This window comes from Thiomonas islandica (assembly GCF_055383445.1).
Genome location: NZ_AP042391.1, coordinates 1,107,111 through 1,119,329 on the forward strand (window position 1 = coordinate 1,107,111; position 12,219 = coordinate 1,119,329).

Below are 12,219 nucleotides of genomic sequence, written 5' to 3' on the forward strand. Positions count from 1 at the left end.
ACCAATGGCTGGAATGAAAGAAATTCGCGTCAAGATCAAGAGCGTGCAGAACACGCGCAAGATCACCAAGGCGATGGAAATGGTGGCCGCGTCCAAGATGCGCAAGGCGCAGGAACGCATGCGCGCAGCGCGCCCCTACGGCGATACCGTGCGGATCATCGCCGGGCATCTGCGGCAGGCCAACCCCGAGTACTCCCATCCCTTTCTGGTCGCCCGCGCGCCGATCAAGCGCGTTGGCCTCATCCTTGTGACCACAGACAAAGGTCTGTGCGGCGGGCTCAACACCAACATCACCCGCCTGGCCCTGGGCAAGATCAAGGAATGGCAGGCCGCCGGTGTTGAGGTCGACTGCTGCGCCATCGGCAACAAGGGCCTGCAGTTCCTGCAACGATTGGGCATGCACATCGTGTCCCACGCGGTCCAGCTTGGCGACAAGCCGCACCTCGACAAGCTGATCGGGCCGGTCAAGGTCATGCTTGACGCGTATCAGGACGGCAAGATCGACGCGGTATACCTGGCGTTCAGCCGCTTCATCAACACCATGAAGCAGGCGCCGGAAGTCGAACTGCTGGTGCCGCTACCGGCGCACGCACTGGAGGCTAGGGCCGGCGAGGAAAAGTCCCATAGCTGGGATTACATCTATGAGCCGGAGGCCAAGCCGGTGATCGACGCGCTGCTGGTGCGCTACATCGAGGCGCTGATCTACCAGGCCGTGGCCGAGAACATGGCGTGCGAACAATCGGCGCGGATGGTGGCGATGAAATCGGCCTCGGACAACGCCAAGAGCGTGATCGGCGAGTTGCAGCTCATCTACAACAAGAGCCGGCAGGCCGCCATCACCAAGGAACTTTCGGAAATCGTGAGCGGAGCCGCCGCGGTTTGATGAGGTCGATCCCCGACCTGCAACCCGGCCAACCGAATACAAATCATTGGAGAGCAATATGACGACGGCTCAAGCGCAAGGCAAGATCGTGCAGTGCATCGGCGCTGTGATCGACATCGAATTTCCCCGCGACGCCATTCCCAAGGTGTATGACGCCCTGGTTCTGGCAGACGACAACGAGCACAGCCTGGCGGAAAAAGGGCTGACCTTCGAAGTGCAGCAGCAGATCGGCGACGGCGTGGTGCGCACGATCGCCATGGGTGCCAGCGACGGCCTGCGTCGCGGCATGCGGGTCAACAACACGGGTCGCCCGATCGAGGTGCCGGTGGGGCCCGCGGTACTCGGCCGCATCATGGACGTACTGGGTCGCCCGATCGATGAGGCAGGCCCGATCGCCACCGACGAGCGCCGCTCGATCCACCAGACCGCGCCCAAGTTCGACGACCTGTCGCCCTCTGTCGATCTGCTCGAAACCGGCATCAAGGTGATCGACCTGGTCTGCCCATTTGCAAAGGGGGGCAAGGTTGGCTTGTTCGGCGGTGCTGGCGTGGGGAAGACCGTCAACATGATGGAGCTGATCAACAACATCGCCAAGCAGCACTCGGGTTTGTCGGTGTTCGCCGGCGTGGGCGAGCGCACCCGCGAGGGCAACGACTTCTATCACGAAATGAAGGAGTCGAACGTGCTCGACAAGGTCGGCATGGTGTTCGGCCAAATGAACGAGCCGCCGGGCAACCGCCTGCGCGTGGCGCTGACCGGCCTGACCATGGCCGAGCGTTTCCGCGACGAGGGGCGTGACATCCTATTTTTCGTCGACAACATCTACCGCTACACCCTGGCCGGGACCGAAGTCTCGGCGCTGCTCGGCCGCATGCCTTCCGCGGTGGGCTACCAGCCCACGCTGGCCGAGGAAATGGGCAAGCTCCAGGAACGCATCACCTCGACCAAGACCGGCTCGATCACTTCGATCCAGGCGGTGTACGTGCCTGCGGACGATCTGACCGACCCGTCGCCTGCGACCACGTTCAACCACCTCGACGCCACCGTGGTGCTCAGCCGCGACATCGCCTCGCTGGGCATTTATCCCGCGGTTGACCCGCTGGACTCGACCAGCCGGCAGATCGACCCCAACATCATCGGCGAGGAGCACTACAACACCACTCGCGCGGTGCAGGGCATCCTGCAGCGGTACAAGGAACTGCGCGACATCATCGCGATTCTCGGCATGGACGAGCTCTCGCCAGAGGACAAGCTGGCCGTGGCCCGTGCACGCAAGATCCAACGCTTCCTGTCGCAGCCCTTCCACGTCGCCGAGGTGTTCACCGGTTCGCCTGGCAAGTATGTACCGCTGAAGGAGACCATTCGCGGCTTCAAGATGATCGTCAACGGCGAGTGCGACGCACTGCCCGAGCAGGCGTTTTACATGGTCGGCACCATCGACGAAGCGTTCGAGAAGGCCAAGAAACTCAACTGAGACCGGAAACCTGAGAAGTTGTGAAGATTTCGTCGCGCGCGGCCTGCTGCCCATGCGCATGGCGCGCAGGGCTGAGACAGATCCATCGGATCGGCCAGACCCGAGCACCGCGCTTTACGGCTAGCGGACCGCGCAGCAGAAAAATTCACAACTTCTGAGGTGAGCCCGCGCGGCGGCTGCACCACCTGGCAGCAGCCGCTTACAGCAACCGCATCACGTTCCGGATAGAAGCCATGAATACCATCCACGTCGACGTCGTCAGTGCAGAAGAGTCCATCTTTTCCGGTGAGGCCCGCTTCGTCGCCTTGCCTGGCGAGTCGGGAGAACTGGGTATTCTTCCCGGTCATACGCCGCTGATCACGCGCATCAAGCCTGGCTCGGTGCGCATCGAACTGGCCGACGTCAACGCGTCTGGCGGCAAGGAAGAATTCATTTTCGTCGCCGGTGGCATTCTCGAAGTCCAGCCCAAGCGTGTGACCGTGCTGGCTGACACCGCAATCCGCGGCAAGGATCTCGACGAGGCCAAGGCCAGTGAAGCACTCAAGGCTGCGCAAGAGGCACGCGCGCATGCCAAGGAAAAGCAGGACATTGCGGTGGTCGAAGGCGAACTGGCCATGCTCGCCGCCCAGCTTGCCGCGATTCGCCGCCTGCGCGGTCGCGGACATTGATTCGGCGTCGTAACGCACGCCAGCCGTCATTCACCGAAAGGCGCGTGGCAGCGTCTGCACAGCCGAGCCGGACGGCTGTGCAGGAATCCGTTCCTCCTCTTGTTCAACGGTGCGCCGGGCATGTGTTTCGCCACCCGGTGCGACCTGCGACAGTCATCGCGCAGTGCCGACAACTCGCTACGATCTATTCGGCAAGAGGAACGGGTAGGGACTTGCGATGCACGAGATGTCCGCTGCGCAACAGATCGGTGGCCGACCACCGAATCTGCGCGCCAGCCTGCTTTGCGCCGGCGCTGCACTGAGCCTGGCGCTGGCCGGTTGCGCCAGTGCGCCGCCGCGCTCCGTCGACAGCGCTTCGGTGATCAATGCGCAATCGGGCTGCCACGCGCCGCCACCCAATCCACGCGCGGCGTACAACCGTAGCTACACCGTCAACGGCCGCACCTACACGCCGCTGCGCAGCGCGCAGGGCTATGACGAAGTCGGTATCGCTTCCTGGTATGGATGGGAGTCCGGATCGACCACATCGATGGGCACACGGTTCAACCCGCGCGATTTTTCTGCTGCCAGCCGCGTGCTGCCCCTGCCGACCTGTGTGCAGGTGACCAATCTGGACAATGGCCTGAGCGCCCTGGTCCTGGTCAACGACCGCGGCCCGTTCGTCAGCGGCCGCCTGCTCGACCTGTCGATGGGGGCGGCGGCTGCACTGGGCATCACCCGCACAGGCACCGCGCGGGTTCGCGTAGTCGCCTTGCCGGACGGCGCCAACGCGCCGTTGCAGCTGGCTGCGCTGGATGCGCCGCAAATGGCAAACCGCGTGCGCGCCTCCCAGCAGGACCAGATCGCACTGGCAGCAGAGCAGGATTCGGCTGCTGCAACGCAGCAGTTCGCTGCCCAGCCCGTGGCGCAGGCAAGCGTACCGAGTGCGCCTGCGCAGCCGCCGATCGAGGTCGCGGTGTTGCCGCCATTACCGTCCACGCCGCCAGCTGCCGCGACCGCACCTGACCCTTCTGCACGACAGTCCAGCCTGGCGCTGGCCACATGGCCCCAACTTGCGCCCGGCCTGCCCGGCAACACGGCTCCAGTGCCAGCTGCGATGCCGGCAGAATCCGACCTGTCCGCCGCGCCCCAGACCTTTGTACAGACCGGCGCGTTCACGCTAGAGGCCAATGCCCAGGCGGAGCGGGCACGCTTGCAGGCTGCGGGCATTGCCAATGTGCTGGTCGTGCCGGGCTACATCCGCGGTCAGATGTTTTACCGGGTGCAGATCGGACCGTTGACGGGCGGTCCCGACAGGGCGCTGCTACAAAAGCTCCAGACCTTGGGCCTGACGCAGTATTCGGTGGTGCAGCAGTAGTACGCCGTTGCCGGCGGTCGAGCAAAAAAAGCGCACCCCAAGGGGTGCGCTTGCGGGCATGGCCTGGCGCGTGGAGACGCACTGGGCGGTGCGCAGGATCACTTCTTGCGCAGACACTCGCTCATGAACTTCTTGCGCTCTTCGCCTTTCAGGCCCTTGGCTTTGGCGTCCTTGCTGCAGAACGACATCTTTTCCTGTTGCGGGGTGAGTTGCTTGCCGGTGGCAGCAGACTTGGCCGGTTCCTTGGCCGCGGGCTTGGTCGGTTCCTTGGCAGCTGCGGGTTTGGCGGCTTCGGCCGCTGGCTTGGCGGCCAGGCATTCCTTCATGAATGCCTTGCGCGCCTCACCGGTCTTACCGGTGGCTTCCTTGTTGCACTGGGCCATGCGACTTTGCTGCGCGGTAGCCTGTGCCTGCGCCAGCAGCGGCATGGTGAGGACGGCGACAGCCAGACCGAGGGTTGCGATCAGTTTTTTCATCTTCACTCCAAGTGTTGTGGTGGTTGAACAACGATTGAGTTCATGCTTCATCGGCAAGACCGACAAGTCATTACACCATACAGTCGTGTGTGCAGGATGTCTGGGTTTGGGCCCATAAAATGCGCTGTTTGCACAATCACGACACCACCATAATGATCGAATTCACCGCGCGGTTGACCGCCGCGCTGCAAAAAATTGCCGCCGCGCTGCAGCCGCACTTCAGCGGCACTACCGAGCTCAGCCGGCCGCGCAGTGCGGCGCATGGCGATCTAGCGAGCAATCTGGCCATGCAGCTGGCCAAGCCGCTCGGGCGCCCCCCGCGCGAACTGGCGCAGCAGATCGTTGAAACCTTGCTGTCTGATTCCACCCTGGCCGCCGGGATTGTTCGAACCGACATCGCCGGGCCGGGGTTCATCAATATCCACCTCCAACCCCAGGTGCTGCAGCAGGTGGTGACTGAAATCGAACGCGCCGGCGCGGACTTCGGGCGATCCGCCGCGGGTGCGGGCCAGCGCATTCTGGTCGAGTTTGTCTCGGCCAATCCGACCGGACCGCTGCATGTCGGCCACGGACGTCAGGGCGCGCTGGGCGATGCGATCGCCGCAGTGCTGGCCACGCAGGGCTGGGCGGTGCAGCGCGAGTTTTATTACAACGACGCCGGGGCGCAGATCCAGAATCTGGCGCTGTCGGTGCAGGCTCGGGCGCGCGGGCTGCAGCCCGGCGATGCGCTTTGGCCCGAATCGGCCTACAACGGCGACTACATCGCCGACATCGCCCGGGATTTTTTGGCGCGCAAGGCGGTGCCCGATGATCAGGGCCGGGAAGTGGTTGCCAGCGGCAATGCCGACGATCTGGACAATGTGCGGCGCTTCGCCGTGGCCTATCTGCGCCGCGAGCAGGATCTCGACCTCAAGACTTTCGGAATCCGCTTCGACTGCTATTACCTCGAATCCAGCCTGTATACCGAGGGCCGGGTCGAGGCCACGGTGCAGCGTCTGTGCGAGTCTGGCCATACCTACGAGCAGGACGGCGCGCTGTGGCTGCGCACCACCGACTTCGGCGACGACAAGGACCGTGTGATGCGCAAGTCCGACGGCACCTACACCTACTTCGTGCCGGACGTGGCCTATCACCTGACCAAGTGGGAGCGCGGTTTCCGCCGCGCGGTGAACATCCAGGGCTCCGACCATCACGGCACCATCGCGCGGGTGCGTGCCGGCCTGCAGGCCGTGGGGCTGGGTATCCCCAAGGACTATCCCGACTATGTGCTGCACAAGATGGTCACCGTGATGCGCGGCGGGCAGGAGGTCAAGATTTCCAAGCGCGCCGGCAGCTATGTCACGGTGCGCGATCTGATCGAATGGTCGGGCGGTGTCGTCGATGACATGACCGAAGAAGCGCGCGCTGCTGCGCTGCAGCGGGGCCGTGATGCGGTGCGGTTTTTTCTGGTGTCGCGCAAGGCCGATACCGAATTCGTGTTCGATGTCGATCTGGCGCTGGCGCAGACCGACGAAAACCCGGTGTACTACGTGCAGTATGCGCATGCGCGGGTGAACTCCGTGTTCGAGCAATGGGCCGCGCGCGCCCCGCACGATGCGGCGCAGCCCGCGCTGCTGGACACCGCCGACCTAAGCCTGCTCAGCGCGCCGCGCGAGCGTGCGCTGCTGTTGAATCTGGCGCAGTACCCGCAGGTGCTCGCTGCGGCGGCGAAGGAACTCGCGCCGCACCATGTGGCGTTCTACCTGCGCGACCTCGCGGCCGATTTCCATGCGTTCTACAACGCGGAGCGCGTGCTGGTCGAAGATTTGCCGCTGCGCCACGCGCGGCTGCGGCTGCTGCGCGCGGTGCGGCAGGTGATGCACAATGCGCTGACCGTCCTGGGGGTAAGCGCGCCGCTGCGCATGTGATCGCCGCATCCTCACCCAGTTCACCGACCTGCTCCTGTCGCACGCCATGTCCACACCGCGTTTTCTGCGCCGCCAGTCCGGCGGTACTCTCATCGGCCTGATTGCCGGATTGGTGATCGGCCTGGCCATCGCCCTGGGCGTGGCGCTCTACATCAGCAAGGCGCCGCTGCCGTTCATGAACCGCTTTCAAGAACGCCCATCGGGTGCCGCCTCCGGCGCGGCCAACTGGAATCCGAACCAAGGCCTGAGCGGCGTCACAGCCACACCGCCCGCCGGCAGTGGTTCTATGCCGCTGACCGCAGCCAGCCGGCCGCTGTCGCCTTCTGCCCTAGCCGAACTGCGGCAGCCCAGCCCGGCCGCCGCGTCGCAGGACGCGGCCACGACCGCGACCCAGGCGCCCGCCACGACGTCGCCCGAGCCCACTGCGGCGACCCCCGCCGTGGTGAGCTATGTGTTGCAGGTGGGGGCATACAGCACACAGGAGGATGCCGAGCGCCAGCGCGCCAAGGTAGCGCTGACCGGGCAGGAAGCACACATCGACCAGCGCGTTGTCAACGGCCGCACGCTCTACCGCGTTCGGGTGGGGCCCTTCTCGTCGGCGCAGCAGGCCGAGAAGACGCAGAAACTTCTGAGCGACAACGGCATTCAAACGGCGCTGGTGCGCGTCACCAAGTAAAACCGACCCCTGATCTTCCAACCAAAGGACCACTCATGTTTCGACGCTGGCTTTCCGTGGTGTGCATGGTGTTTTCGCTGGGCTTTGTCGCGGCTGCCGCGCAGGCGCAGACACCTGCCAAACCCAATCCCTTCAACGAAGGCTTTGCCTACAACCGGCTTGCAGTGCCACAGCCGGTGAGCCCGTCGGACAAGATCGTGGTGATGGAGTTTTTCTGGTACGACTGCCCGCACTGTGCTCAGTTCGAGCCGCTGCTGGACGCCTGGGCCAAGAAACTGCCGCCCGATGTGGTGCTCGAACGTGTGCCGGTGGCATTTTCCCCGCAATTTGTGCCGCAGCAGCATCTGTATTACGCGCTCAAGGCGCTGGGCAAGCTCACCGATACGATGCAGGCCAAGATTTTCAACGCCATCCACGTGCAACACATTCCGCTGGGCACCCCTGAGCAGATGGCCAACTGGCTGGCGCAGCAGGGCATTCCGAAAAAGACTTTCCTGGACGCCTACAACTCGTTTGCTGTGAACGCGCAGGTCAAGCAGGCCACGCAAATGGTGACCGACTACCAGATCCAGGGGGTGCCGACCATGGCGGTGCAAGGCATGTACACCACGTCGGCCGCCTTGCCCGAGGCCAACAGCAACCAGAAGGTGCTCGAGGTCGTGGATTATCTGATCAAAAAGGTCCGCGCCTCGAAAAAGTGAGCGGCGTGACCTTGCCCTGACCGGACTGCCCGCCTCGATGCGGGCAGTCCGCTTTTGTACACGCCGCAAGCCCGCGCATATCGTCCAGTGGCGCGCTCGGCATAGGTTGGCACTATGTCGGCAGCTGATGACATGGGCCTAGAATGCATCGACCAAAGCAAAACCCATGCCGATGAAACCACTGGCCCGACTTTTGCCGATGACTGCCCTGTGTGCGCTCGCCCTGGTGCCGCCTGCATGGGCTGCGCAGGCCGATCGCAATCAGCCGATCCACATCGAGGCCGATGCCATGCGCTATGACGATGTGCGCCAGACCAGTGTGTTCACCGGCAACGTGGTGGTCACCAAGGGTACGCTCGTGCTGCGGGCGGGGACGGTGACCGTGCGTCAAGCGCCAGACGGCTATCAATACGCCACTGCGGCGGCCGCGCCAGGACAGCTGGCGACTTTCCGGCAGCAGCTCGACAGCGCGCCGGGACAGCCAACACAGACGCTGGAGGGCGCGGCGCAGCGCATCGAATACGACGGCAAGACCGATGTGGTCACCCTGCGTGGGCAGGCCGATCTTAGCCGGCTGATCGACGGCAAGCTGGTCGATCGCAGCCAAGGCAGTGTGATCGCCTACAACCAGATCACCGATGTATTCACGGTCGAGGGCGGCGCAGCCGGTGCCAGCGCGACCAATCCCAGCGGGCGGGTGCGCATGATGCTTAGCCCGCAGCCCGCGCCCGCTGCCGCAGCGTCGGCGCCGGACGCGCCACCGGCGCTCCAGGTCTCCCCCCGACTGGGAGCCAAGCCGTGAGCGCACAGCCCGAGGCCACGCGGCAGACCGTGGTGCGTGGCGGGCTGGAGCCGGTGGCAGCGCAGGGCAGTGCAGGCGAGGGCGCGCCCCGCTCCGCGGCCTGCCCGCAACTTGATGTGCAGCATCTGCAAAAGCGCTACGCCGGCCGTCAGGTGGTGCGTGACGTGAGCTTCGCTGTGCGCTGCGGCGAGGTGGTCGGTCTGCTCGGACCGAACGGCGCGGGCAAGACCACATCGTTCTACATGATCGTCGGCCTGGTGCGGCCCGATGCCGGGCGCATCCATATCGACGGCCAGGACGTCACCGACCTGCCAATGCACCGCCGCGCCCGCATGGGGCTGTCGTACCTGCCGCAGGAGGCGTCGATCTTCCGCCGCATGACCGTGGCCGAAAATGTGCGTGCCGTGCTCGAACTGCAGCGTGATGCACAGGGGCGGCGCCTGTCCAGGGACGAGATTCGCGCGCGCGAGGAGCATCTGCTGCGCGAGCTGCATGTCGAGCACCTGCGTGACACGCCGGCGCCCGCGCTGTCCGGCGGAGAGCGGCGGCGGGTGGAAATCGCCCGCGCGTTGGCTACGCAGCCGCGCTTCATCCTGCTCGACGAGCCGTTTGCCGGCATCGACCCAATTGCGGTGATCGAAATCCAGCGCATCGTCCAGTTCCTCAAGGAGCAGGGCATCGGTGTGCTGATCACCGACCACAATGTGCGCGAAACCCTGGGTATCTGCGACTCGGCCTGCATCATCAGCGAAGGCCAGGTGCTGGCGCGGGGCGATCCGCAGTCCATCATCGACAATCCCGCGGTGCGCAAGGTCTATCTCGGTGAAAACTTCCGCATGTAGTTCGCGATGAAACCCTCGCTGAATCTGCGCCTGTCCCAGCATCTGGCGCTCACCCCGCAGCTGCAGCAATCGATCCGCCTGCTGCAGCTCTCCACACTCGAACTCACGCAGGAAATCGAGGGCCTGCTCGAGTCCAATCCCTTTCTCGAGGTCGACGAGGCCGAGGACGCAGCGCTCGCCGCCGAACCCTCTCCCCCACTGCCTGAACCGCCAGCAGCTGCCGACACCCCCGATGCCGCAGGCGAGCCGACGGCCGAACTGCAGCTCGACGCGCAGGACTGGACCGCCAGCAGCGCCGAAGTCGACCCCGGCGCCGACCTCGATGCCGATGCCGACTCCTGGGCCGGCGCTGGGGCGTCCGCCGCGGGCGACGAGGACGATGGATTCAGCGCCCTGGACCGCGCCGCCGGGCAGACCGACCTGCGCGGCCACCTGCGCAGCCAGCTCGCAGGACTGGCGCTCAGCCCCATCGATCGCGCTGCCGCCGAGGCCGTCATCGACTCGCTCGACGACGACGGCTTTCTGCCCGAAACCCTCTCTGAACTGGCGCTGGCGCTGGCGCCCGATGCCGCGCACGAGCAGCACGAGGAGTTGGTCGAAGTGCTGGGCACCGCGCTGCGTCTGATCCAAAGCTTCGACCCGGCCGGCGTGGCGGCGCGCGACCTGCCGCAGTGCCTTTGCCTACAGCTGCAGCGCCAGCCCGCCTGTGCGGTGCGCGACACCGCGCTGCAGATCTGCCGCGGCGGCCACCTCGACCTGCTGGCGCGGCGCGACTGGCGTAGGCTCGAACGCCTGCTCGGGGTCGATGAGGCTGTATTGCGGCTTGCGCAGCAACGCATCGCCCAGCTCGACCCGCGCCCGGGCGGCGCCTTTCGCAGCGACGCGGCGCAGGCGGTCACGCCCGATGTCATCGCGCGCAAACTTGCGCAAGGCTGGACGGCGCAGCTCAACCCCGAGGTGTTACCGCGGCTGCGGGTCAACCAGATCTACGCCGACGCGCTGCGCCGCGCGCGCGACGGCGGCACTGCGATGCACGGCCAGCTACAGGAGGCGCGCTGGTTTGTCAAGAACGTGCAGCAGCGCTTTGACACCATCGAGCGCGTGGCGCAGGCCATCGTTGCACGGCAGCAGCGGTTTTTCGACTTCGGCCCGGTGGCCATGCGCCCGATGGTGCTGCGCGAGATTGCCGACGAACTCGGCCTGCACGAATCCACCATCTCGCGTGTGACCACGCAGAAATTCATGCTTACGCCGTTCGGCACGGTCGAGCTGAAATACTTCTTTGGCTCCGGGCTGAGCACCGAGGCCGGGGGTAACACCTCGTCGACCGCAGTACGCGAACTCATCCGCCGCCTGATCGCCGAGGAGGACAGCGCCCGACCGCTGTCCGACAGCGAACTCGCCGAGCGCCTGACGCGACAGGGCGTGCAGGTGGCGCGGCGCACCGTGGCGAAATACCGCGAAGCGCTGCGCATCGCCCCGGCCAATCTGCGCAAGAGCGGATGAGCCGCGCGGCGCTGTCTGCTGGTCGTTTTGCAGCGGCAAGCGCTCACCCTGCGCTAAGTCTGCTTTCCCAGAATGCCGTGGTCGCGCTACACGCGACCACACAACAACACCACATGGCATTCAGGGAGTTTCTCATGCAAGACACAGCACTGCCAGCGCAGCCCGACTGGGCGCAGGCGATCAAGGTTCCGGTCGTCATCACTCTTTACTTCTGGCTGATCAAGATCATGGCCACCACCGTGGGCGAAACCGCCGCGGACTACCTCTCGGTCGATCTGCACTTCGGCCTGATGGGCACGACCGTGGTCATGACCGTGCTGTTCATCGGCGTGCTCGCGGCGCAGATGCGCGCGAAGCGCTACATCCCGTGGCTGTACTGGCTGACCGTCACCCTCATCAGCGTGGTGGGCACGCTGATCACCGATAACCTCACCGACCATCTCGGCGTGCCGCTCCCGTTCAGCACCCTACTGTTCGCGCTGGCGCTGGTGGCTACCTTCATCGGCTGGTGGGCGTCCGAGCGCACGCTGTCGATCCACAGCATCGACACGCCGCGGCGCGAGGCGTATTACTGGGCCGCCATCTTGTTCACCTTCGCGCTGGGTACGGCAGGCGGGGATCTGGCCGCTGAGCGGCTGCAGCTCGGCTACGCGCTGTCGGCGTTGTTGTTCGGCGCTGCGATCGTGCTGACCGCAGCGGCCCGCTTTCTGTTCAAGGCCAGCGCGGTGACCACGTTCTGGATCGCCTATATCCTCACCCGTCCGCTGGGAGCGACCTGTGGTGACTGGCTGTCCAAGCCCGGCAGCGAAGGTGGCCTCGGTCTGGGCGCCATGGGCACCAGTGCACTGTTCCTGCTGGTCATCATGCTGCTGGTCAGTTATCTCACCCTGACCCGGCGCGATGCTCAGCCGGCGGCGTGAACCTGCC

At 65.2% G+C, this 12,219-nt stretch carries 12 protein-coding genes; 11 read left to right on the forward strand and 1 reads right to left on the reverse strand.

Going from position 1 to position 12,219, the window contains the following annotated elements:
• Positions 1–4 precede the first annotated feature (4 nt).
• From atpG to ACZ47F_RS05330, 4 genes are all read left to right on the forward strand, one after another.
• Positions 5–883, forward strand: a complete 879-nt coding sequence (gene atpG / locus ACZ47F_RS05315; protein WP_464926246.1) for a F0F1 ATP synthase subunit gamma — start codon at positions 5–7, stop codon at positions 881–883.
• A gap of 58 nt (positions 884–941) precedes the next feature.
• Positions 942–2,357 carry a F0F1 ATP synthase subunit beta gene (atpD, locus tag ACZ47F_RS05320; RefSeq protein ID WP_464926247.1) on the forward strand — a complete coding sequence of 472 codons (1,416 nt, stop codon included), beginning with the start codon at positions 942–944 and terminating at the stop codon, positions 2,355–2,357.
• A 233-nt stretch (positions 2,358–2,590) separates the two neighbouring features.
• Entirely contained in the window at positions 2,591–3,025 is a 435-nt protein-coding gene (locus ACZ47F_RS05325) for a F0F1 ATP synthase subunit epsilon (protein WP_464926248.1), read from the forward strand.
• Positions 3,026–3,242: 217 nt separating this feature from the next.
• The gene (locus ACZ47F_RS05330) at positions 3,243–4,382 is read left to right on the forward strand and encodes a septal ring lytic transglycosylase RlpA family protein (protein ID WP_464926249.1); all 1,140 of its coding nucleotides are present in this window, start codon (positions 3,243–3,245) and stop codon (positions 4,380–4,382) included.
• 98 nt (positions 4,383–4,480) lie between these two features.
• On the opposite strand, the gene ACZ47F_RS05335 is transcribed toward ACZ47F_RS05330, so the two are convergent.
• Positions 4,481–4,858, reverse strand: a complete 378-nt coding sequence (locus tag ACZ47F_RS05335) for a PsiF family protein (RefSeq protein WP_464926250.1) — start codon at positions 4,856–4,858, stop codon at positions 4,481–4,483.
• A gap of 152 nt (positions 4,859–5,010) precedes the next feature.
• On the opposite strand from ACZ47F_RS05335, the gene argS reads away from it, so the two are divergent.
• From argS to ACZ47F_RS05370, 7 genes are all read left to right on the forward strand, one after another.
• Positions 5,011–6,765 (forward strand): arginine--tRNA ligase, encoded by a 1,755-nt coding sequence (gene argS / locus ACZ47F_RS05340; RefSeq protein WP_464926251.1) that lies wholly within the window; start codon positions 5,011–5,013, stop codon positions 6,763–6,765.
• A 46-nt stretch (positions 6,766–6,811) separates the two neighbouring features.
• Complete coding sequence (locus ACZ47F_RS05345) at positions 6,812–7,441, forward strand: SPOR domain-containing protein (protein ID WP_464926252.1); 630 nt, start codon at positions 6,812–6,814, stop codon at positions 7,439–7,441.
• A 35-nt stretch (positions 7,442–7,476) separates the two neighbouring features.
• Positions 7,477–8,142 carry a thiol:disulfide interchange protein DsbA/DsbL gene (locus ACZ47F_RS05350; protein WP_464926253.1) on the forward strand — a complete coding sequence of 222 codons (666 nt, stop codon included), beginning with the start codon at positions 7,477–7,479 and terminating at the stop codon, positions 8,140–8,142.
• 166 nt (positions 8,143–8,308) lie between these two features.
• Positions 8,309–8,944 carry a lipopolysaccharide transport periplasmic protein LptA gene (lptA, locus tag ACZ47F_RS05355; RefSeq protein ID WP_464926254.1) on the forward strand — a complete coding sequence of 212 codons (636 nt, stop codon included), beginning with the start codon at positions 8,309–8,311 and terminating at the stop codon, positions 8,942–8,944.
• Positions 8,945–8,997: 53 nt separating this feature from the next.
• Positions 8,998–9,786 (forward strand): LPS export ABC transporter ATP-binding protein, encoded by a 789-nt coding sequence (lptB, locus tag ACZ47F_RS05360; RefSeq protein WP_464926580.1) that lies wholly within the window; start codon positions 8,998–9,000, stop codon positions 9,784–9,786.
• A gap of 6 nt (positions 9,787–9,792) precedes the next feature.
• A complete protein-coding gene (locus ACZ47F_RS05365; protein ID WP_464926255.1) occupies positions 9,793–11,292 on the forward strand; it encodes an RNA polymerase factor sigma-54 in 1,500 nt (499 codons plus the stop codon).
• A gap of 134 nt (positions 11,293–11,426) precedes the next feature.
• Positions 11,427–12,212, forward strand: coding sequence for a COG4705 family protein (locus ACZ47F_RS05370; RefSeq protein ID WP_464926256.1), 786 nt, complete (start codon positions 11,427–11,429; stop codon positions 12,210–12,212).
• Positions 12,213–12,219 lie beyond the last annotated feature (7 nt).

Excerpts from the sequence above, each read along its gene's own strand:
- atpG (WP_464926246.1), top strand. The coding sequence starts at position 5 with ATGGCTGGAATGAAAGAAATTCGCGTCAAGATCAAGAGCGTGCAGAAC.
- atpD (WP_464926247.1), top strand. The coding sequence starts at position 942 with ATGACGACGGCTCAAGCGCAAGGCAAGATCGTGCAGTGCATCGGCGCT.
- ACZ47F_RS05325 (WP_464926248.1), top strand. The coding sequence starts at position 2,591 with ATGAATACCATCCACGTCGACGTCGTCAGTGCAGAAGAGTCCATCTTT.
- ACZ47F_RS05330 (WP_464926249.1), top strand. The coding sequence starts at position 3,243 with ATGCACGAGATGTCCGCTGCGCAACAGATCGGTGGCCGACCACCGAAT.
- ACZ47F_RS05335 (WP_464926250.1), bottom strand. The coding sequence starts at position 4,858 with ATGAAAAAACTGATCGCAACCCTCGGTCTGGCTGTCGCCGTCCTCACC.
- argS (WP_464926251.1), top strand. The coding sequence starts at position 5,011 with ATGATCGAATTCACCGCGCGGTTGACCGCCGCGCTGCAAAAAATTGCC.
- ACZ47F_RS05345 (WP_464926252.1), top strand. The coding sequence starts at position 6,812 with ATGTCCACACCGCGTTTTCTGCGCCGCCAGTCCGGCGGTACTCTCATC.
- ACZ47F_RS05350 (WP_464926253.1), top strand. The coding sequence starts at position 7,477 with ATGTTTCGACGCTGGCTTTCCGTGGTGTGCATGGTGTTTTCGCTGGGC.
- lptA (WP_464926254.1), top strand. The coding sequence starts at position 8,309 with ATGCCGATGAAACCACTGGCCCGACTTTTGCCGATGACTGCCCTGTGT.
- ACZ47F_RS05365 (WP_464926255.1), top strand. The coding sequence starts at position 9,793 with ATGAAACCCTCGCTGAATCTGCGCCTGTCCCAGCATCTGGCGCTCACC.
- ACZ47F_RS05370 (WP_464926256.1), top strand. The coding sequence starts at position 11,427 with ATGCAAGACACAGCACTGCCAGCGCAGCCCGACTGGGCGCAGGCGATC.